At 60.7% G+C, this 20,700-nt stretch carries 16 protein-coding genes; 12 read left to right on the top strand and 4 right to left on the bottom strand.

Annotated features, from left to right (window positions below):
- Positions 1-173 precede the first annotated feature (173 nt).
- The 3 genes from zwf to BM254_RS05755 are packed head-to-tail and all read left to right on the top strand — an operon-like array spanning position 174 to position 3,045.
- A complete protein-coding gene (gene zwf / locus BM254_RS05765) occupies positions 174-1,649 on the top strand; it encodes a glucose-6-phosphate dehydrogenase (protein ID WP_092000045.1) in 1,476 nt (491 codons plus the stop codon).
- Positions 1,642-2,355 carry a 6-phosphogluconolactonase gene (pgl, locus tag BM254_RS05760; RefSeq protein ID WP_092000770.1) on the top strand — a complete coding sequence of 238 codons (714 nt, stop codon included), beginning with the start codon at positions 1,642-1,644 and terminating at the stop codon, positions 2,353-2,355. Before zwf ends, pgl begins: the two co-directional genes overlap by 8 nt.
- Positions 2,356-2,397: 42 nt before the next feature.
- Positions 2,398-3,045, top strand: coding sequence for a bifunctional 4-hydroxy-2-oxoglutarate aldolase/2-dehydro-3-deoxy-phosphogluconate aldolase (locus BM254_RS05755; protein WP_092000042.1), 648 nt, complete (start codon positions 2,398-2,400; stop codon positions 3,043-3,045).
- A gap of 63 nt (positions 3,046-3,108) precedes the next feature.
- Here the strand turns inward: BM254_RS05755 and pyk are convergent, their stop codons facing one another.
- On the bottom strand, positions 3,109-4,557 hold the full coding sequence (gene pyk / locus BM254_RS05750) for a pyruvate kinase (protein ID WP_092000039.1): 1,449 nt from the start codon (positions 4,555-4,557) through the stop codon (positions 3,109-3,111).
- A gap of 337 nt (positions 4,558-4,894) precedes the next feature.
- Here pyk and edd point away from each other — a divergent pair, with 337 nt between their 5' ends.
- The 3 genes from edd to BM254_RS05735 are packed head-to-tail and all read left to right on the top strand — an operon-like array spanning position 4,895 to position 8,315.
- Positions 4,895-6,715 carry a phosphogluconate dehydratase gene (edd, locus tag BM254_RS05745; protein WP_092000767.1) on the top strand — a complete coding sequence of 607 codons (1,821 nt, stop codon included), beginning with the start codon at positions 4,895-4,897 and terminating at the stop codon, positions 6,713-6,715.
- Entirely contained in the window at positions 6,712-7,677 is a 966-nt protein-coding gene (locus tag BM254_RS05740) for a glucokinase (RefSeq protein ID WP_092000037.1), read from the top strand. The genes edd and BM254_RS05740 overlap by 4 nt, the downstream gene beginning before the upstream one ends.
- A 26-nt stretch (positions 7,678-7,703) precedes the next feature.
- Positions 7,704-8,315: a uracil-DNA glycosylase family protein gene (locus tag BM254_RS05735; protein ID WP_092000034.1), complete on the top strand. Its 612-nt coding sequence runs from the start codon at positions 7,704-7,706 to the stop codon at positions 8,313-8,315.
- Here BM254_RS05735 and glpD read toward each other — a convergent pair.
- The 3 genes from glpD to BM254_RS05720 all read right to left on the bottom strand — a co-directional run bounded on the left by glpD (position 8,309) and on the right by BM254_RS05720 (position 12,570).
- Positions 8,309-9,850: a glycerol-3-phosphate dehydrogenase gene (gene glpD / locus BM254_RS05730; protein WP_092000031.1), complete on the bottom strand. Its 1,542-nt coding sequence runs from the start codon at positions 9,848-9,850 to the stop codon at positions 8,309-8,311. The two genes, BM254_RS05735 and glpD, sit on opposite strands and share 7 nt — an antisense overlap.
- Positions 9,851-10,032: 182 nt before the next feature.
- The gene (locus BM254_RS05725; RefSeq protein WP_092000029.1) at positions 10,033-11,283 is read right to left on the bottom strand and encodes an ABC transporter substrate-binding protein; all 1,251 of its coding nucleotides are present in this window, start codon (positions 11,281-11,283) and stop codon (positions 10,033-10,035) included.
- A 249-nt stretch (positions 11,284-11,532) separates the two neighbouring features.
- On the bottom strand, positions 11,533-12,570 hold the full coding sequence (locus tag BM254_RS05720; protein ID WP_139227031.1) for a hypothetical protein: 1,038 nt from the start codon (positions 12,568-12,570) through the stop codon (positions 11,533-11,535).
- A 264-nt stretch (positions 12,571-12,834) separates the two neighbouring features.
- On the opposite strand from BM254_RS05720, the gene BM254_RS05715 reads away from it, so the two are divergent.
- The 6 genes from BM254_RS05715 (at position 12,835) to BM254_RS05690 (ending at position 20,675) form a co-directional block, all read left to right on the top strand.
- Complete coding sequence (locus BM254_RS05715; protein ID WP_092000024.1) at positions 12,835-13,959, top strand: esterase/lipase family protein; 1,125 nt, start codon at positions 12,835-12,837, stop codon at positions 13,957-13,959.
- Between the two features lie 187 nt (positions 13,960-14,146).
- Positions 14,147-14,467, top strand: a complete 321-nt coding sequence (locus BM254_RS05710) for a TraR/DksA family transcriptional regulator (protein ID WP_092000020.1) — start codon at positions 14,147-14,149, stop codon at positions 14,465-14,467.
- A gap of 32 nt (positions 14,468-14,499) precedes the next feature.
- Positions 14,500-15,210 carry an ABC transporter ATP-binding protein gene (locus BM254_RS05705; RefSeq protein ID WP_092000016.1) on the top strand — a complete coding sequence of 237 codons (711 nt, stop codon included), beginning with the start codon at positions 14,500-14,502 and terminating at the stop codon, positions 15,208-15,210.
- A 4-nt stretch (positions 15,211-15,214) separates the two neighbouring features.
- Positions 15,215-17,590, top strand: a complete 2,376-nt coding sequence (locus tag BM254_RS05700; RefSeq protein ID WP_092000013.1) for an ABC transporter permease — start codon at positions 15,215-15,217, stop codon at positions 17,588-17,590.
- A 44-nt stretch (positions 17,591-17,634) separates the two neighbouring features.
- Complete coding sequence (locus tag BM254_RS05695) at positions 17,635-18,849, top strand: efflux RND transporter periplasmic adaptor subunit (RefSeq protein ID WP_092000010.1); 1,215 nt, start codon at positions 17,635-17,637, stop codon at positions 18,847-18,849.
- A 77-nt stretch (positions 18,850-18,926) separates the two neighbouring features.
- A complete protein-coding gene (locus tag BM254_RS05690) occupies positions 18,927-20,675 on the top strand; it encodes an N-acyl-D-amino-acid deacylase family protein (protein ID WP_092000007.1) in 1,749 nt (582 codons plus the stop codon).
- The last annotated feature ends 25 nt before the right edge of the window (positions 20,676-20,700 follow it).

Genomic DNA, 20,700 nt, shown 5'->3' with positions numbered 1-20,700 from the left:
TCGTGGTGATTATACCGCTTTTCGTCCGGGATTGGGGTAGTAAAAATATCATTTAAGCCAAATTGTCCTTGGAGAAACGATTTTCAGCTGTCACTATTTGTTTAAAATTACTACATCGGTAGTCCGAGTTGGTAAAGGTGTGACTGCTGTCCAATACCAGAGAGAAGGAACCAATGGTCAATAATATCAATACCCGTTGTGACCTTATGCTGTTCGGCGCCCTGGGGGACCTTGCCCAGCGCAAGCTGTTCCCGGCACTGTATCAGCTCGAGCGGGCCGGATTGCTGGCGGAGGGAAGTCGGGTGCTGGCGATTGCCCGTACCGAGGCGGATACGCCAACCGTTCGCAAACAGCTGTTCGACAAGCTGAAGCATCATGTAAAGGAAGCGGAGTTCGACGCTGACGTTGCCAGTCGTTTCCTGGAGCGGGTGGATTACCAGCTGCTGGATTTCAATGATCCCGGCGGCTACGAAGCCCTGAAAGACTGGCGGGATGCTCCGGCCAACGAGCTCATTGTCTATATGGCGACGCCTCCGTCGATGTACGGCGTCATTGCCCGGAACCTGAAAGCGGCCAGCTGCTGCAACGAAAAGACCCGGGTGGTGGTCGAGAAGCCGATCGGTCATGACCTGGAGTCGTCGAAAGTCATCAACGACCAGCTCGGCGCGGTCTACAACGAGAACCAGCTGTTCCGCATAGACCATTATCTGGGCAAGGAAACGGTCCAGAACCTGATTGCCCTGCGTTTTGCCAACAACCTGTTTGCCTCCCAGTGGGATCAGAATCACATCTCCCACGTGGAAATCACCGTTGCCGAGAGCGTCGGCATCGAGGGGCGCTGGGGGTATTTCGACCAGGCCGGGCAGATCCGGGATATGGTCCAGAATCACCTGCTCCAGCTGCTGTGCCTGATTGCCATGGATCCCCCGGCGGACCTGTCCGCGGACAGTATCCGGGATGAGAAGGTCAAGGTGCTCAAGGCGCTCAAACAGATCACCCCGGACATCATGGACCGCTACGTGGTCCGCGGCCAGTACACCGCTGGAACCAGTGATGGCAAGCCGGTGCCCGGCTACCTGGAAGAAGAGGGCGCCAATAAGGGCAGTGACACCGAAACCTTCGTAGCTCTCAAGGCGGAGATCGAGAACTGGCGCTGGTCCGGGGTGCCCTTCTATATCCGCACAGGCAAGCGGCTGCCGGAGAAGCTCTCCCAGATCATCATCCACTTCAAACCGGCGCCGCACTACATCTTCGATCCGGACCAGAAGCACCTGGCCAACAACAAGCTCATCATCCGGCTGCAGCCCGATGAGGGCATGTCCCTGAAGATTCTTACCAAGGATCAGGGCCTGGACAAAGGCATGCGCCTGCGCCAGGGGCCGTTGGAGCTGACGTTCTCCGAGACCTTTGAAACCGACCGGATCCCGGATGCCTACGAGCGTCTGCTCTGGGAGGTCATGAAGGGAAATCAGTACCTGTTTGTCCGTCGGGACGAGGTGGAGTACGCCTGGCGCTGGGTGGACCAGGTCATCCGGAACTGGAAGGACAGTGGCGAGCCGCCCAAGCGCTACGCCGCCGGTACCTGGGGCCCGGTCGCCTCCATTGCCATGATCACCAGGGACGGGAGGAGCTGGTATGAAGATGCCTGAGATCGAGTTTCCAGAAGGAGTCCAGTCCTGCTTCGGTGAAACGCCGGAGGAAGTTGCCGTGGCGCTGGCAGATTCGGTGAGTCGGTTTCTGGCGCAGCGCCTGGCAGAGGCGCCACGGGCAAGCCTGGTGGTGTCCGGCGGCTCCACGCCTTTGCCTTTATTCCGGGCCTTGTCGGAGAAGCCCATGGACTGGAGCCGGGTGGATGTACTCCTGGCCGATGAACGCTGGGTCCCTGAAGGCGATCCTGCGAGCAATACCACGCTGGTCAAGGAGCACCTGCTCCAGAATCAGGCCGCCGGGGCGCGGTTCCTGTCCCTGAAGCAGCCGGGCGAAACACCGGAGGAGGGGCTTGAGGCGGTCAAGCGTGAGCTGCGGGAGCTGGCCCTGCCGATCGATGTGTTGATCCTGGGGATGGGGAACGATGGCCATACTGCCTCCCTGTTCCCGGACGCGCCGGAATTGCCGCGGGCCATGGACGCTTCCAATCCCGAGATAGTGGCCGCCATGACGCCGCCCTCACAGGCCCAGCGGCGGATCACGCTGACCTACCCGGTGCTGGCGGAGGCCCGGTTCACCGCCCTGCACCTCAAGGGTGCGGACAAGCTGGAGACGCTGGAAAGGGCAGTATCAAAGCCGGATGAGGTGATGGTCATGCCGATTCGCGGCTTTCTGAAGCCCGGGCTGCAAATCTTCTGGAGCCCGTGACGGCTCTGACATCCCGTCTTGAAAGAATTCTGGAGATAACCGATGAATCAATTATCCGACTATCACCGGGACAGGGTTCAGGCCGTTCTCAATGCTTGCCCCCTGGTACCCGTTATTGCCATCAAGGACCCGGACGACGCCGTTCCCCTGTGCCAGGCGCTGGTGGACGGCGGCATCCGCGTGCTGGAAATCACCCTGCGCACCGAACACGGGGTGCGGGCCATCGAGCAGGTGCGCAAGGCCATCCCGGATGCCTGGGTGGGGGCCGGCACGGTTACCAGCATTGCCCAGTACCGTCAGGTGGAATCCGCGGGCGCCCAGTTCGTGATCACGCCGGGTGTGACCGAAGCGATCCTGGAGTTCGGAGTCACCTCCGAGGCGGCGCTGCTGCCAGGGATTGCGACTGTCTCCGAGCTGATGATGGGCTACGCGTTCGGCTACCGGGAATTCAAGTTCTTCCCGGCCGAGGTGGCCGGAGGCCGGCCGGCATTGAAAGCGTTCGCCGGCCCCTTCCCGGATGTGACCTTCTGCCCGACCGGCGGGATCAATCGCACGACGGCCAAAGATTACCTGGCCCTGGATAATGTGAAGGCGGTTGGCGGCTCCTGGCTGACACCGGCTGATGCGATCGCAGAAAAGGACTGGGGCAGGGTGACCGATATTGCCCGGCAGAGTCTGACCGGCCTCTGAGTTGGAACCGGCCCACAAAAAAAGCCCACCGTGTCTGGTGGGCTTTTTTGTATCTGCGGGTGATCAGCGAATGTCTGATCCGACCCGCACGATCTTCATGGTGTTGGTGCCACCCTGGGCATTGACGTAATCACCCTTGGTAATCACCACCAGATCCCCGTCATTGACCACGCCGCGCTCGACCAGCTGGGCCACGGCCAGGGCGTTGGTCTGTTCGTTCGGAATCCTGGCGGAATCGAACGGCACCGTCTGGACGCCCCGGAACAGTACCACCCGGTGCTGGGTGGTGTGGTGGCGGGAGAAGGCGAATATCGGCAGGCTCGACTTGATACGGGACATCAGTCTCGGGGTGGCCCCGGTTTCGGTCATGCAGATGATCGCCGTCACACCGTTCAGGTGGTTGGCGGCGTACATGGCGGACAGGGCAATCGCCTCGTCGACATGTTCCATGCTTTCGTGGATCCGGTGCTTGGACTGGTGCATGGAAGGGTGTTTTTCCGCCCCCAGGCAGATTCGCACCATGGCCTCGACGGCCTCGGTGGGGTAGTCGCCCACTGCGGTTTCGGCGGAGAGCATGACCGCATCGGTGTAATCCATGACGGCGTTGGCCACATCCGATACCTCGGCGCGGGTCGGCATCGGGCTGGTGATCATGGACTCCATCATCTGGGTGGCAGTAATGACCACCCGGTTCAGGGACCGTGCCCGGTTGATGATGTGTTTCTGTACACCCACCAGTTCCGCGTCGCCGATTTCGACGGCCAGATCGCCACGGGCCACCATGACCGCATCGGACGCCTCGATCACCGCATCCAGCGCGGCCTCGTCATGGGCCAGTTCCGCACGCTCGATCTTGGCAACCAGGCCGGCGCTGGAGCCGGCCTCGCTCAGCAGCCTGCGGGCGATGTGCATGTCTTCGGCGGTGCGTACAAAGGAGACAGCCACGTAATCCGCGCCCAGTTTGGCGGCAGTTACGATGTCCTGCTTGTCCTTCTCGGTCAGGGCCTCGGCGGACAGGCCGCCGCCACGCTTGTTCAGCCCCTTGTTGTTCGACAGCGGGCCGCCGATCAGTACCGTGGAGGTAATGCTGTGGTCGTCTACCGATTCCACTTCCATTTCGATGCGACCGTCGTCCAGCACCAGAATATCGCCGGGGGTGACATCCGAGATCAGCTGCTCGTAGTCAATGCCGACCCGCTCGGAGGTGCCTGCCTCCTTGTCCATGGCGGAATCGAGTACGAATCTCTGGCCTGCTTCCAGGAACACCTTGTTTTCGGCAAAGCGGGCGATGCGCAGCTTTGGTCCCTGCAGGTCCGCCAGCAGGGCAACGAAGCGCCCCTGTGAGGCTGCCGCCTCGCGAACCTGGCGGGCCCGGGCGATATGCTCATCGGCGCTGCCATGGGAGAAATTGAGTCGGGTCACGTCAACGCCGGCCTTGATAATGGAGGCCAGGGCTTCCGGGGTATCCGTGGCAGGGCCTAGGGTGGCGACAATCTTGGTACGCCTGAGCATGATATCTGTCCTTTGGTTCGATTACTGACTGGCTTTGACGAGAGTGATTTCGTTGTCGAGCATCCGGTTTGAGAAGCCCCTCATTGACTTCTTCGGCTTTGGTATCCTGGTCGGCAATGAAGCAGTTATCCACCAGTGATACATTGATGGTCGGAATACTGGCTGCCAGGTACTAAAGCTTACCATCAGGCCCGGAAATTACCTGACTGGCGAAATTGTAGTAATTATAACAATAAAAATGACAAGTGGATGTCATTCCGGTAGAAGTTTGGATAAAAGAACGTAAGATTACATACTGGAAAGCTGGCCCTTACCAGCGAAACCAATGGAGTTCGCCATGCACCCCACCATTGACAAGGTCACCCAGCGAATTATCGAGCGCAGTCGCGCCACACGGCAGGGCTACCTGGACCGGATGAATGCCCTGAAAGCGCAGTCCCCGCATCGAAGCTCCCTGTCCTGCGGCAATCTCGCCCACGGCTTCGCCGCCTGCAGCCAGGCCGATAAGGACACCCTCAAGTTCATGAACAAGGCCAACGTGGCCATGGTGTCTGCCTACAACGATATGCTTTCGGCCCACCAGCCCTATGAAAAGTTCCCGGATATCATTCGCGAGGCTGCCCATGGCATGGGCTCGGTGGCCCAGTTTGCCGGTGGTACACCGGCCATGTGTGATGGCGTGACCCAGGGGCAGCCCGGCATGGAGCTGAGTCTCTTTTCCCGGGACACCATTGCCATGAGCACGGCCGTCGCGCTCAGCCATAACATGTTCGATGCCACCTTGTTGCTCGGTATCTGTGACAAGATTGTTCCGGGGTTGCTGATCGGTTCCCTGAGCTTTGGTTACCTGCCCACCATCCTGGTGCCGGCCGGCCCCATGCCCTCCGGTTTACCCAACAAGGAAAAGCAGCGGATTCGCCAGTTGTACGCCGAAGGCAAGGTGGGTAAGGACGAGCTTCTGGAAGCCGAGAGCGAGTCCTACCACAGCCCGGGCACCTGTACCTTCTATGGCACCGCCAACAGCAACCAGCTGCTGGTGGAAGTGATGGGCCTGCATCTGCCCGGAGCCGCGTTCGTCAATCCCGGAACGCCCCTGCGCGATGCGCTCACCCGCGCGGCTACGGAACAGGTGATCCGGCTTTCCAAGCCCCATGGTAGTGAGCTGGGCCTGGGTGACATGGTGGATGAAAAATCCATCGTCAACGCCCTGGTGGCACTGCTGGTGACTGGTGGCTCCACTAACCACACCATTCACTGGATCGCCATTGCCCGGTCAGCGGGTATCATCATCGACTGGAACGACTACGCGGAGCTGTCCTCCGTGGTGCCCTCGATGACGCGGATCTATCCGAACGGCCAGGAAGACGTGAACGCCTTCCACGAGGCCGGCGGCACACCCTACCTGATCCGCGAACTGCTCGATGGAGGCTACCTGCACAACGACGTCGAGACCGTGGTGGGCCACGGCCTGGAACGTTATGCGCAGATGCCGGTGCTGGATGGCGATGAGCTGGTCTGGAAGCCGGCGGTCGAGAAAAGCCGGTGGCCGGAAGTGCTCAGCAGTGCCTCTGAGCCGTTTGCGCCGAATGGCGGGCTGAAAGTCCTGGACGGTAACCTGGGCCGAGGAGTCATCAAGGTGTCGGCCGTGGCGCCGGAGCATCACCGGATCGAGGCGCCTGCGGTGGTCTTCAACGATCAGAATGATCTGAAGGCTGCTTTCGAGGCGGGTGAGCTGGACAAGGATTGCATCGTGGTGGTCCGGTTCCAGGGTCCGAAAGCCAACGGCATGCCCGAACTGCACAAGCTGACGCCATATCTTGGCGTGCTTCAGGATCGAGGTTACAAGGTTGGCCTGGTGACCGATGGCCGTATGTCCGGCGCCTCCGGCAAGGTGCCTGCGGCGATCCACGTGTACCCCGAAGCCCTTGATGGCGGCGCGCTTGCACGGGTTCGTGACGGTGACGTGATTTGCCTTGATGCCGAGCAGGGTTCTCTGTCGGTCCGGGTGGATGAGCAGGAATTCTCCGCCCGTGAGTCTGCAAAAGCGGACCTGTCCACGTATCATCACGGCTATGGGCGGGAGTTGTTTGGCTGGTTGCGCCGCTCGGCCAGCACCCCCGAAGAGGGCGCAAGCTTTTTCTGGAACCACGACGCATGACGGCAAAACACTATTCCCTGGTTGGCGATATCGGGGGAACCAACGCGCGTTTCGCCCTGATGGAGCAGGGTGATGCCCGGCCGCAAGCCATCGAAGTCCTGGCTTGCGGCGATTACGAAAACCTCGATCAGGCAGTCGTGGACTACCTGCAGAAGGTCGGTGTTCACTCCGTCAGCCAGGCTTGCCTGGCTGTGGCCTCGCCTGTGCGTGGCACGCAGATACGGATGACCAACAACCACTGGCGATTCGATACCGAGGAAGTACGCCAGCAGTTCAGCTGGTCCGCGTTCAAGGTGATCAATGATTTCACCGCCATGGCGCTGGGTGTGCCCCACGTGTCCGAGGCCAACCTGGTGCACGTGTGCGGTGGACCGGGCGATCCGCGCCGGCCGCGCCTGGTGATGGGGCCGGGCACCGGTTTGGGTGTGTCAGGTCTTGTGCCGATCAAGAAAGGCTGGGTACCGCTGATGACCGAAGGTGGCCACGTGGATTTTGCCCCCACGGATGATGTCGAAATGGACATTCTCCGTATTCTCAAGGCCCGTTTCGGCCGGGTTTCGGTAGAGCGGATCCTGTGCGGTCAGGGCTTGCTCAACCTCTATCAGGCCCACGCCGAGATAAGGGGTGTTGCGGCCCCGCTGGATGCGCCGGAGAAAATCACGGCGGCAGCCACGGGTGACAACGAACCCCTGGCTCGGGAAACGCTCCGGCATTTCTGTGAGATCCTGGGCCGCACGGCAGGCAACGGCGTTCTGACCCTGGGTAGCCTTGGCGGTGTGTACCTGTGCGGTGGCATACTACCGAGGTTCCTGGATTTCTTTCTGGAGAGCCCGTTCCGTAACGGATTCGAGGATAAGGGCCGCATGCGCCCATTGCTCGAATACACGCCGGTATACGTGGTGACGGAGCCCTACACCGGCTTGCTCGGAGCCGCCGAGGCGTTGGGTAACCCGGAGGTCTGAACCCATTCGGATAACAGGCGGCTGACATGACGGATGATCTGGACAGATTATCGTTTGATGAGCTGGTCAGGCAGGTGCGTGCCTGCACCATCTGTAAGGATGTCCTGCCTCTGGGCCCCCGGCCGGTGATCCAGTTGAGCGAATCATCGCGGATTCTGGTGGTAGGGCAGGCGCCAGGGCGTCGGGTCCACGAAACCGGCCTGCCGTTCAACGATCCCAGCGGGGACCGGCTCCGGCAATGGATGGGAGTGACCCGGGATACCTTCTACGACGAACAGAAAATGGCCATCCTGCCCATGGGCTTCTGTTACCCGGGCACCGGGAAATCCGGGGATCTGCCGCCACGCCCGGAATGCGCTGCAACCTGGCGGAAGGCCTTGTTGGCACGGTTACCCGACATCCGCCTGACCCTCCTTATCGGGCAATACGCCCACGCCTGGCATCTGAACGGTCAGCACCGCTCGGTGACGGAGAATGCGAGGGCGTGGCGCCAATATTGGCCGGATATCATCCCCATGCCACACCCCAGCCCACGCAACAACCTCTGGTTAAGAAACAATCCGTGGTTCGAGCAGGAGGTGGTGCCGGCCATGCAGGTACGGATCGCCGAAGTGCTCGGCTGCGAAGACGGTCAGTGACCGGCCGATACCGGCTGGTCTGACGCCTGCGGCGTTGGCTGACCCTCGCGCTGTTGGCTCAGGTACCGGTCCAGCCCCTGGATATCCTTATCGGTGGCAAACAGGCCCTGTTTGGTCCGGCGCCAGAGAATATCCTCTGATGTCATGGCCCATTCCTCCCGGACCAGGTAGTCCACCTCGACCCGGTAGAGGTTTCCGCTGAAGCATACCCCGAGGTCTTTCATGGAGCGGCAGGCACTGAGGAAGTGGTAGGCGGCCGTGCCGTAGGTCCGCACATAACGGCTGATAATGTCAGGTGCCAGCCAGGGGAAGTCGGACTGGAGTTTCCGGCTGAGGGATTCGTGATTGTCGAAGTCACCTCCCGGCAACACCGCGTTCCGGGTCCAGGGTTTTCCGGCACCCGGGAAAAACTGGCACAGCTTGTCCGTAGCCGCCTCGGCCAGTTTCCGGTAGGTCGTGATCTTGCCTCCGAAGACGGAAATCAGGGGAGCCTTGTCTTTCTCCCGGTTCACCTCGAAGGAGTAGTCCCGTGACGCCTTCTGGGCGTCTCCCTCTTCGTCGTCCATCAATGGCCGCACCCCCGAATAGGACCAGACGACGTCTTCGGGCGACAGCTGCCGCTTGAAATAATCATTGACGATGTTCAGGAGGTAGCGAGTTTCCTCCGGGGAAATTCTGGCCTCCCGGGGATCGCCCTCGTAATCCACATCCGTTGTGCCCACCAGCGAGAACTTGTCCTCGTAAGGGATGACGAACACGATACGGTCGTCTTCGTTCTGCAGTATGTAGGCTTCCGTTCCCTTGTTGAGCCGCGGCACCACGATGTGGCTGCCCTTGACCATGCGGATCATTTTCGGCGCCTGCATGGACAGGGTTTCCCGGAATAAACGGCTGACCCAGGGGCCGGTGGCATTGACCACCACCCTGGCGGTGACCGTGCGCTCGCTTTCGTCGAGGGTGTTGCGCAAAGTCACGGTCCAGTTCTCGGCATTCCTGTCTGCCCTGACACATTTGGTCCGGGGCAGAATGGTGGCACCGCACTCCTGTGCCTTGCGGGCGGTCAGGACCACCAGCCGGGCGTCATCCACCCAGCCATCGGAGTATTCGAAGCCGCGGGTAATCTCCGGCTTCAGCGGGTCGCTGTCATCGAAGCTGATCGCGCGGGAGCCGGGCAGCAGTTCCCGCCTGGCCAGGTGGTCGTACAGGAACAGTCCGGTCCGTATCATCCAGGCCGGGCGCAGGTGAGGCCGGTGGGGCAGGCGAAAGCGCATGGGCCACATGATGTGGGGTGAGTTCCGCAGCAGGGCTTCGCGCTCTGCCAGGGCCTCGCGCACAAGGCGGAATTCGTAGTGTTCGAGATAGCGCAGGCCCCCGTGGATGAGCTTGCTGCTGGAGGACGACGTGGCCGAGGCGAGGTCATTCATTTCGCACAGCAGGACGTTCAGCCCCCGGCCGGCGGCATCCATGGCGATGCCGGTACCATTGACGCCACCGCCAACGACTACCACATCGTAGTCATCCTGCTTCCTTGTCATTACTCCGGAGCCTCCTGCTGTATTTTCTCGTATCGAATCTGCAACGAGTTTAGTGGTTCGGGAGGCGTTCTGCAGCTTTTTAACGACTTAACGGAATATCGGGCGCGGGGGAGTGAAGGGACATCGGGCGGAGCTGGTGCTCCGCCCGATGGGGTGTTGCGGGGAAGGAATCAGTCCCGGGTTCAGAGGCTGGTGGGTTTGCCAGCCTCCCGGCGGCGCGCTTCCCATTCCTCGCGGGTCTGGGCGGCCTCGTCTCCGGGCATGGAGTCGATAATGTCGAAGTAATCCGAGCTGTACTCGTCCGCCACGATGGTGTTGCGGTCCTTGATCTTCACCACGTGCACGGTCTGGACATTCTGGTGGTCAAACTCGCGCCAGTACTGCTCGTCTTTCAGCAGGCTGTAGCGGTGCCCCTCCAGAGCCCGGATGACGGATTTGCTGTCGGTGGTACCCGCACGCTCCACGGCGTCCTTGTACTGGTAAATGATGCTGTAGGCCGAGGCGGCAGAGGTGGACGGGCGCATCTCGTACCGCTCGGAGAAGGCCTCGACAAATTCCTTGCCACGGGCATAGTTCTTTTCGTATGGCAGGTTCCATACCCAGGGTGATGCACCGACGATGCCGGACATGATGGTCGGGCCGACCTGCCGCGCCATGCCCAGGGTCAGGTTCGGCACCACAACCTGCATTTTATCGAGAACGCCCATCTCATAGGCGACGTTCAGGGCCCGCACCATGTCATCCCCGAACAGCACCAGCATCAGGACCTTGGCATCGCTGGCCATTGCTTGCTCCAGGGCACCGCGGAAATCAGAAATCAGTGCACGGGGGAACGGGGTCTTCACGCCCTGGTGGGCGTTGGTGTCCTCGGTGCCAGAGAACTTGCGCACGGATTCCTCGACAGACCAGCCCCAGGTGTAGTCGGCGGTGATATAGAAGTACTCCTCATTGGCATGGTTGCGGCTGAGGTACTGGCTCAACGCCTTGGCGGTCATCCAGGCGTTGTAGGGCTCACGGAACATGTACTCGTGAGCCTCGGCACCGGTGGTGGCGTTGGAGTAGGTCAGGGTGCCGAAGTAGATGGTGTCCCGGTCACGGGCGGCCTTGCCAGAGGCGATGGCGACTGCGCTCGATACACCACCGAACACCATCTTTGCGCCCTCCCGGTCAATCAGTTCGGCGGTGTTCGCTGCTCCCTGCTTGGGTTCACCCCGGGTGTTGCGGATGACCAGTTCCAGCGGCTGTCCCATCACGCCGCCGGCCTTGTTGATTTCATCCACGGCCAGAAAGGCGCCAAGCCGCTGTTGCAGCCCCTGGTCCTTGTAACGCCCGGTCTGCGGGTAGTTCAGCCCGATCTTGAGGGTTTCAGCATAGACAGTAGAGCTTGCCAGCATAAGCAGGCACGCCGAAAACAGGACTTTTCTCAAAGTCATGGAAGTTGGCCTCCAGAAGCAATATCACCGAAACGGTGAAAGATAATTTCTGATTGTTGTTTTTACGCGTACGTAAGTGTCAACACAGATCATAAGGCCAACAATGGGACTAAGGTGGAAAATTCCGTAACAGTTTGTAGGTAGTTGATGTATATCAAATATGGCTGGCCGGGCGAGTTCGGGACACCCGGACGCAGACTGCCTCAGGCAGTGCAAACCCCGAGCACCTCTTTCAGTGTGGTGTTGCCCCTAGTTTTGCCCGTACACGCGGCTTTCCCGATAGCGAAAATAGCCGGCGGCCTCCTCATCCCGGATAATCGCCGCCATTTCGTCTCCGAAAATGTCCCGGCTCAGGCTGTCCAGAGCCTCTTCCCGCTCGGGTCCCGGTTGGTATTTTTCAACGATGGCCTGCCGTTTGGTTTCATAGTTCTCGCCCTGGGACCAGCGGTCGTCCCGGGTGCGGTCAAGCTGATCCCAGCGATCAAGGGCCTGCTCTTCCATGCCCAGTTGCTGGCGGATCCCGCGCAGCGTTTCATAACGCTGTTCCGGCGCCTGCTCGTGTAATGATTGCTGTACGGACGATAGAGAAAGGAAGCGATCCGTCAGTTCCTGGCGCCGTCGCTCCACGACCCGGGCAGCCTCGTCGCCGTAGGCGTCCTGAATGGCCCGGGTGTACGCCTCGGCCTTGGCAAGGGTGGCGCCGGGCTGTTGGTCCAGGTTTTTGAGTGACTGGCTCAGGGAATAATTTTGCAGCTCCGATTGCCAGATCTCATCGGCGGCATCTCCAAACAGTTCCCGGCGTTTGGACCAGATAAAGTCCCGGCGTTCGTCCGGCCCCATGGATCGCAGGGTGTACTGCTGCTGTTCCATGAAATCCTGGTAGGCGATCATCGCCTCGGCCCTGTTCAGAAGCTCCTCGCCACGATCCGGAAACCAGCTCAGTAGCAGCGCCGAAAGGCTTTCTCGCCAGTGCTCCGGATCGAACTGGTTGAGATACCGCATCAATTCTTCCAGCAACCTTACCTGACCCCCGGGATGGTCAAGCTGGCCCTCGAAACGGGCCATCAAACGTTCCCGAAAGGCCTCAAGGTCATCATTCACCGCAGGCTCCTCCTGCATCGGAGTAGCCAGTGACGGAGCCGTTTCCGGTTCCGTCTTCCTGATTTCCTGTGGCGAGGCCACATCGGGGGTGGCGGCTATGGTCATCTCGCTCCCGGCCCACTGATAGGCCACGACCGCGCTCAGTGCCGAGCCGATTATCAGCACCGGGATTGGCTTTATTTTCACACCGGTCACCATCTGTTGTTTTGAGGTGTTGTCATGAACCGGCTTCAAACCTAGCAGGCTCTGGTTGTTTGCAGTGTGAGCCACTACAAAAAAATGAGAAGGTGTCACCTATTTGTTGCAGATGTGACATTTCTCACAACGGGGCAAAAGGATATGGGCTAGAAATGGGTTGCCTGTTTTTTAGGCGCCCCGGTTGCCTGTGTTCGGGTGGATCAGGCAGCAGTACCGTGGTCAGGCTCACAAAAAAAACAAGAGGCTAATACCATGAAGAACGAAAGTGCCCTGACAAGGGTGGGCGCAGTCATGCTCCTGGTCACCGGGATGGTGATCGCCCCTGCGACCCTGGCAAGGGATGCCAACCGTACCCAATACCCGGTGGTTTTTGCCCATGGCATGGCCGGGTTCGACGACATCCTCGGATACGATTACTGGGGCGACGACTACGGCACCTACGTACTCGACCCCTGTGACAAGTTCCTGGAAGTGAACTGCAACGGCGACATCAATGATAACCAGCGCAGTTTTGTCTCCTCGGTGACGCCGTTCCAGAGCTCCGAGGTCCGCGGCTATCAGCTGGCAAACAACATCGAAAGCTACATGGCCACCTCCGGTGCCAGTCATGTGAATATCGTGTCTCATTCCCAGGGCGGTATCGATTCCCGCAAGGCTGCTCGCCTGCTGCGGGAGCGCAAGGGTTACCGTGTTGTTCAGACCCACGTCAGTGTCTCATCGCCGCACCGGGGTTCACCAGTGGCCAAGTATGTTCTGGATCACTACGTCAACTCGCTCACTGAAACCCTGGCCAACTACTACGGCAACGTGGTCTACGGCAGTGGCAACGATGCCATCGCCGGTGCCAAGCAACTGGTGTACAACGATTACGATCCCAACGATGGCGTGACCACCGGCATGAAGGCCTTCAACCAGAAGTATCCTTCCAGCACCAGCTATATCGCCAACTCGGTATCCATGATGACGGCGCAGAATGGCAGCGGGGTGAATCCGGCTCTTTGGCTGTTGTCCGAGCTGATCTACAACATCGATGGTGACGGCTACTGCTACGACGACTGCAATGGTGACGGTGCGGCCGGCCAGGGCGATGGCTACGCCGGTGACAGGGATGACGATGGTCTGGTTGGCATCAACAGCCAGCAGCAGGGCTATCGCATGCAGTACTACGAGTGTTGGGGATGTCTTGATTATGCCTGGGAACAGCGCGGATTGGGTTATGTCAGCGACATCAACCATCCGAACAGTACCCAGATGACATCATCCAGCTACGTGATCAACCAGGATCACATGGATGTTATCGGCGTCGGCCCGGACAGCTTCGACGAGATGGAGTTCTATGCCGCCATTACCGATTACATCGCGGATCGGGGTGACTGACGTCAGAAATCAACGTGGAGATGCACCTAACCCGGACCTCGCCAGGGGTCCGGGTCTGAATTAGTTTGGGGGCAACGTTCAGTCATTTGTCGGACGGGAATTTTGACAGGCATCAATCCGGGGTTCAGCTTATGCTTTAGGGTAGGCGTTAATGTCCCATGGAAGCTCAAAGGAGTAGTAACCCGTCATGACTGACCGTAAATCCGAACTGGAAGCCCTGAAAGCCGACGTGCAGGCCCGCCTGAATCGGTACCACGCCCACCAGAACCGCGAAGATGGCGCCCTGGACAAAGACTTCGAAGAACAGGCGACCCAGACCCAGAACGATGAAGTGGTTGACTCCCTGGAATCGGAGGCCCGCGCCGAGCTTGCCCAGATCGAGCATGCCCTGGAGCGTATCAACAATGGTGTTGGCGATGAGTGCGAATCCTGCGGGGAAGATATCGATCCACGCAGATTGCAGGTGCTCCCGTACACCACGCTTTGTGTGGATTGCGCCGGCGACTGAACCACTCAAAGCCAGGCGCAGGGATTTCAGCTGTGAGCAGGGAAGCGGTCTTCCACACCCGGGGTGTGACCAAGGTCTACGACCAGGGAGAGGTACAGGTGCATGCACTCCGCGGCATCGACCTGGACCTCTATGGCGGGGAGCTGGTGGTCATGTTGGGAGCTTCCGGCTCCGGCAAATCCACCTTGCTCAACATCCTGGGTGGGCTTGATGTGCCCACTGCCGGTGAGGTGCGCTACCGGGACCATGAGCTGAGTGGCGCCAGCGATGCCGAGCTGACCCGGTACCGCCGGGAGCATGTCGGGTTCGTGTTCCAGTTCTACAACCTGATTCCGAGCCTTACGGCGAGGGAAAACGTCGCGGCGGTCACCGAGATCGCCTCCGACCCCATGACGCCCGAAGAAGCGCTGGGCCTGGTCGGGCTGAAATCCCGGATGGACCACTTCCCCGCCCAGCTTTCCGGTGGCGAGCAGCAACGGGTGGCCATTGCCCGGGCCATTGCCAAGCGCCCGCAGGTGCTGCTTTGCGATGAGCCCACAGGGGCGCTGGATTCGGCCACCGGTGTGCTGGTGCTGGAAGCCCTGGACAAGGCCAACCGGGAAACCGGGACCACCACCGTCATCATTACCCACAATGCCTCTATTGCCGGTATGGGAGACCGGGTGATCACCATGTCCGACGGCAGGATCAGCGGCGAGTCCCGCAATGCCGAGCGGCAGGACCCGAAGACCCTGACCTGGTGATGCCATGGCCCTGACCACGCCCGCACTCAACACCAAGATTCGTCGGGAGCTCTGGCAGATGCGGGGGCAGGTGCTGGCCATCGCCCTGGTGATTGCCGGCGGTGTCGCGGTGTGTGTGTTGTCCCTGGTCAACTATTCGTCCCTGGTTTCCACTCGCGCGGTGTATTACGACGATTACCAGTTTGCCGAGGTGTTCGCATCGCTCAAGCGGGCGCCCCTGCATGTCACCCAGCAGATTGCCGCCATTCCCGGCATTTCCCGTTTCAGTGCACGGGTGGAAGGGGGCGCAAAACTGGAGATGGCGGGGTTCGAAGATCCTGTGTCCGCCCGCCTGGTGTCATTGCCCGAACAGGGCCAGCCGGAGGTGAATCAGTTGTTCCTGCGCCGCGGCCGCCTGCCGCTGGCGGGCCGTAGCCATGAAGTGGTCGTGATACAGGGCTTCGCCGAGGCCCATCAGCTTGAACCCGGCGACCGGTTTACCGGGATCATCAACGGCCGGCGCCAGCATCTGACGATTACCGGCATCGCGGAGGCTCCGGAATTCATCTATGTGCTTGCCCCGGGAAGCCTTTTGCCGGATTACCCCCGTTACGGGGTGTTGTGGATGGGGCGGGAGGCCCTGGCGGCGGCCATGGACATGAAAGGGGCCTTCAACAGCCTGGTTGCCCGGGTAGAGCCCGGGGTGCCCGTGGCATCGGTCCTCGACAGCCTGGACCGGGTGCTGGACCGCTACGGTGGTACCGGCGCCTACGGGCGTGAGGACCATTTTTCCCACCGGATGCTGGATGATGAGCTGGCCCAGCTGCAGACCATGGCAACGGTTTTCCCGGTGATCTTCATGACAGTGGCCATGTTTCTGCTCAATGTGGTCATCAACCGACTGATCAGCACCCAGCGGGACATCATTGCCATACTCAAGGCCTTCGGTTACAGCAACGTGCAGATTGGCTGGCACTACAGCCAGCTGGTGCTGACCATTTCGGTGATTGGCCTGGTGCTGGGGGTGGCTCTGGGTGTCTGGGCGGGCCGGGCCATGGGCGAGATCTACATGGATTATTATCGGTTCCCGTCGCTGCTGTTCCGGCTGGATCCGGCCTGGCTACTGTTGCTCGCGGTCGTTACCCTGCTGGTGGCATGGCTGGGAGGCTGGCAGGCTATCCGCCGCGCTGCCGCACTGCCGCCCGCCGAGGGCATGCGCCCCGAGGGCCCGGCCCGTTTTCGGGTTACCGCCGCTGAACGGTTTTTCGCGCCCCGCGGTTTCAGCCAGCCCTCCCGGATGGTGGTCCGGCAACTGTTCCGGCGACCGGGGCGAACGCTACTGTCGGTCAGCGGCATTGCCATGGCGTCCGCCATTGTCCTGGTGGGCAATTTCCAGTTCGATGCGGTATCCCTGATGGTGCATTCACAGTTTGCCCGGGTCCAGCAACAGGATGTCACCGCTACCCTGATCGACCCGGTCAATTCACCGGCGGTGTATGACCTGCAGAGGCAGCCGGGTATCCGATACGCGGAGGGGCGTCGGGTGGTGACCGCCCGACTGGTGAACGGGCACAGGGAATGGCGCGGTGCAATCACCGGTATGCCAGAGCAGGCCAGCCTCCAGTTTGTGATCGACAAGGAACTGGAGCCGGTTTCTCTGCCGGAGGCCGGGTTACTGTTGACGGACTTTCTGGCCAGGCGACTGGATGTGACCACGGGTCAGACGCTTGAGATCGAAATTCTGGAGGGCGATCGCCGCCGCGTCGAATTGCCGGTTGCAGGTATCACCAGCGAGTTTCTCGGGGTGGGGGCCTATATGCGGCTGGCGTCACTGAACCGCGCCCTGGGCGAGGGGGCGCTGGTCAACCAGGTCCTGCTGAACATTGATCCTCAGCGAGCGCAGCAAACCTACCATGAACTCAGGGAAACACCCCGCATACTCGGTATCAGTATCCGGCAGGCGATGCTGGACAGTTTCTATGAAACACTGGCAAAAACCTTCCTGACGTTTACCCTTTTTATCAGCATGTTGGGCGGAATCATTGCCTTCGGCGTGGTCTACAACACGGTGCGGATTTCGCTGGCGGAGAAAGGTCGGGAACTGGCAAGCCTGCGGGTACTGGGATACACCCATAATGAGGTGAATCATATTCTGCTGGCGGAAGTGGCGGTGATGCTGGTGCTGGGAATCCCGCTGGGCTGGCTGGCGGGCTATGGTTTGTCCTGGGCCATTATCACGGCGATGCAGACCGAACTCTACCGGGTACCGCTGACCATCACTACGCAGACACTGGCGATTTCCTCGGCAGTGGTCGTGGTATCTGCCATCGCTTCGGGGGTCATTGCCTGGTGGCGTCTGCGCAACCTGGACCTGATAGCGGTCCTCAAAACCCGTGAATAGCAATCAGGAGAACATCAAATGGATCAACGTTCGGGCGGGGTGCTGTGAGCAAAAAACGGTTGTCGGGTAAATGGCTGTTCTGGGGGATGGTGACAGTGTTGGCGATGGCGGCGATCGCCTTCGCCTTCCGCCCCGATCCGGTGTGGGTGGATCTGGCGGAGGTCAGTCGCGGGCCGCTGGAGGTCTCCATCACCGAGGAGGGCAAGGCCCGGGTCAAGGACCGGTACCTGATTTCGGCGCCGGTCTCCGGCTATCTGCACCGGGTTATGCCGGAGGTGGGTGACTCAGTAAGCACGGGCCAGACGCTGACCGAAGTGGATCCGATGCCCTCGGCTATCCTGGACGCCAGGAGCCGGGCCGAGGCCGAGGCAAAAATGGAATCGGCGCGGTCCGCTCTGAATTCGGCGCAGCAGAAGGTGCAAGCGGCCGAGGCCGAGGCGCGGTTTGCCCGGCAAGAGCTGGAGCGCCTCGAGTCACTGCAGTCCAGGAGTGACAACCGGTTTGTATCCGAGGAGCAGATTGAACAGGCGAGAGCCACGGCGGATCGGGCACAGGCCATTCTGCGCTCGGCCCGTTTTGATCAGGAAGTCATGGCCCACGAGCTGGAAGCGGCACGCACCCGGCTGGAGGTGTCGGCCGCCCGCAGCAATGGCGAACAGCCGAAGGAGCGGGTGGCGGTGACCTCGCCGGTTGCCGGTGCAGTGCTTTCGGTCGTGCGCAAGAGTGAAGGTGTCATCCAGGCGGGCAGTCCCATTGCCGAAGTGGGGGACCCGGCAGCGCTGGAGGTAGTAATCGATGTGCTCAGCTTTGATGCGGTGAAGCTGCAACCCGGCATGGAAGTTCGCTTCAGTGGTTGGGGCGGGCCTGAGCTGCAAGGCCTGGTTCGGCGAGTGGAGCCGGTGGGATTCGAGGATATCTCGGCCCTGGGCGTGGAGGAGCAGCGGGTTCAGGTGGTGGCGGATATCACCAGTCCTATCGAGCAGTGGCAATCCCTCGGTGACGGCTACCGGGTGGATGCCAGCTTCATACTCTGGTCTGCCGAAGACGTGCTCTGGGCGCCGTCCTCGGCCATTTTCAGCTCCGACGATCAGAGCTGGGTGTTCCTTGCCCGGGACGATACCGTCCATCGTCAGCCCGTGCAGACCGGCCAGAGCAACGGTCTGAAAACCCGGATTCTCGATGGCCTGAAAGTTGGCGACCGGGTGGTAAGGCACCCGGATCGGCAACTGGATGAGGGTGTCCGGATCCGCGCCCGCTGAAGCGACAAAAGATGATCGGTTGTCACGTTATGGGCTAGACTGGAATCAACAACAAGAACAGGACAGGAGCCCGAGCCGTGAGTCAGTACGATACCCTGATTGTGGGAGGTCGCTATTTCGATGGCAGCCCGAACCCGTCCCGGATCGCGGATGTTGGCATCCGGGATGGTCGAATCCACAGCGTCGCCGATGCCGGATCACTTGACCCGGCCCAAGCGGCAAGGGTGATTGATGCCCGGGGCTGCTGGGTCACTCCCGGTTTCCTGGACACCCATACCCACTACGATGCCGAACTGATTGTTGCTCCTTCGCTGTCCGAGTCCGTCCGGCATGGCGTGACCACGGTGCTGATCGGCAGCTGCTCCCTGAGCATGGTTTGTTCGCAAGCGGAGGACGCCTCCGATATTTTCACCCGGGTGGAGACGGTGCCCCGGGAAAAGGTTTTGCCCATCCTGCAGGAACACAAGACCTGGCAACGTCCGAAGGAATGGGTCGGGTTCATCAACGCCCACCCGATCGGACCCAATGTGATCAGTTTCCTGGGCCACAGCGATCTGCGCACCGGGGTGATGGGTCTGCACCGTGCCACGGACCGGTCGGTCACCCCCACGGAGGAAGAGCTCGGGCGCATGGAGCAGTTGCTGGAGGAAGCGCTGGAGGAGGGGTTTCTCGGGCTCTCGACCATGTGCCTGAAATGGGACAAGGTCGACGGTGACCGGGAATGGTCCAAGAGCCTGCCCAGCACCTATGCCCGCTGGCGTGAGGTCAGCCGGCTGAACCGGTTGCTCCGGCATTACGGCCGGGTTCATCAGGGCGCCCCGAACGCTGCCAATCCTCTGCAGGTCACCCAGTACCTGAAAGAGACCCTGGGCTGGCTGCGAAAGCCGCTCAAGACCACCCTGATCGCGATGATTGACCTCAAGGGCAACCCGACCGTCCGGCCTATGGCCAGGTTGGTGGCGTGGCTGGCCAACGGCTTCGGCGGCAACTTCCGCTGGCAGCTGTTGCCCACGCCGTTTGCCATCTATGCCGATGGCATGGACATTGTCCTGTTCGAGGAATTCGGTGCCGGCGAGATGGCCCTGGACATCCGCGATCAGCTCGAACGCAATGAGCTGTTGCAGGATGAGGGGTATCGCCGAACCTTCCGGAAGTTCTACAAGGAAAAGCTGTCGCCGAGGGTGTGGCAGCGGGATTTCGGGGATGCCATCGTGCTGGACTGTCCGGATTCGTCGCTGGTGGGTCGTAACTTTGCCGAGCTGGCCCGGGAACGGGGTATCCACGTGGTGGATTTCTTCCTGGATATGGTGGTGGCCCATGGCCGGGCTTTGCGCTGGTTCACGGTTGTGGGCAACCATCGCAAGGACCGTCTGCGGGAAATGGTGAAGAGTCCCCACGCACTGATCACCTTCTCCGATGCCGGTGCCCACATCCGAAACATGGCCTTCTATAATCTGCCGTTGCGGTTCCTGAAACTGGTGTACGAGAGCCAACAGCAGGATGAGCCGGTGATGTCACTGGAGCGGGCGGTGCACCGGCTAACCGGCGAGCAGGCGGACTGGCTGGGTATTGATGCCGGCTACATCCGCGAGGGAGACCGGGCGGATGTCACCGTTCTGGATCCGCGGGGCCTGGAGCAGGATCTTGAACAGGTTCAGTGGGCAGAGATGGAAAACTTCGGCCTGAAACGCATGGTCAACCGGGTGCCGGGCTGTGTGAAGCACGTTCTGATCAACGGCCGCGCAGCGGTCAGCGACGAGCAGATCGAGCCGGAGCTGGGGAAACAGGCCGGCTTCGGGCAGTTTCTCAGGGCCGGCCAACACTGATTTTTGAGGCGGCCGGCGTACAATG

The sequence above is a fragment of the Marinobacter pelagius genome (genome assembly GCF_900114925.1).
GTDB classification, from domain to species: domain Bacteria; phylum Pseudomonadota; class Gammaproteobacteria; order Pseudomonadales; family Oleiphilaceae; genus Marinobacter; species Marinobacter pelagius.
Note: the sequence above shows the minus strand (reverse complement) of the source record. Positions and strands in the feature narration are given on the sequence as shown.

Excerpts from the sequence above, each read along its gene's own strand:
- BM254_RS05715 (WP_092000024.1), top strand. The coding sequence starts at position 12,835 with ATGAAGAACGAAAGTGCCCTGACAAGGGTGGGCGCAGTCATGCTCCTG.
- BM254_RS05710 (WP_092000020.1), top strand. The coding sequence starts at position 14,147 with ATGACTGACCGTAAATCCGAACTGGAAGCCCTGAAAGCCGACGTGCAG.
- BM254_RS05740 (WP_092000037.1), top strand. The coding sequence starts at position 6,712 with ATGACGGCAAAACACTATTCCCTGGTTGGCGATATCGGGGGAACCAAC.
- BM254_RS05735 (WP_092000034.1), top strand. The coding sequence starts at position 7,704 with ATGACGGATGATCTGGACAGATTATCGTTTGATGAGCTGGTCAGGCAG.
- glpD (WP_092000031.1), bottom strand. The coding sequence starts at position 9,850 with ATGACAAGGAAGCAGGATGACTACGATGTGGTAGTCGTTGGCGGTGGC.
- pyk (WP_092000039.1), bottom strand. The coding sequence starts at position 4,557 with ATGCTCAGGCGTACCAAGATTGTCGCCACCCTAGGCCCTGCCACGGAT.
- zwf (WP_092000045.1), top strand. The coding sequence starts at position 174 with ATGGTCAATAATATCAATACCCGTTGTGACCTTATGCTGTTCGGCGCC.
- BM254_RS05755 (WP_092000042.1), top strand. The coding sequence starts at position 2,398 with ATGAATCAATTATCCGACTATCACCGGGACAGGGTTCAGGCCGTTCTC.
- BM254_RS05725 (WP_092000029.1), bottom strand. The coding sequence starts at position 11,283 with ATGACTTTGAGAAAAGTCCTGTTTTCGGCGTGCCTGCTTATGCTGGCA.
- pgl (WP_092000770.1), top strand. The coding sequence starts at position 1,642 with ATGCCTGAGATCGAGTTTCCAGAAGGAGTCCAGTCCTGCTTCGGTGAA.
- edd (WP_092000767.1), top strand. The coding sequence starts at position 4,895 with ATGCACCCCACCATTGACAAGGTCACCCAGCGAATTATCGAGCGCAGT.
- BM254_RS05700 (WP_092000013.1), top strand. The coding sequence starts at position 15,215 with ATGGCCCTGACCACGCCCGCACTCAACACCAAGATTCGTCGGGAGCTC.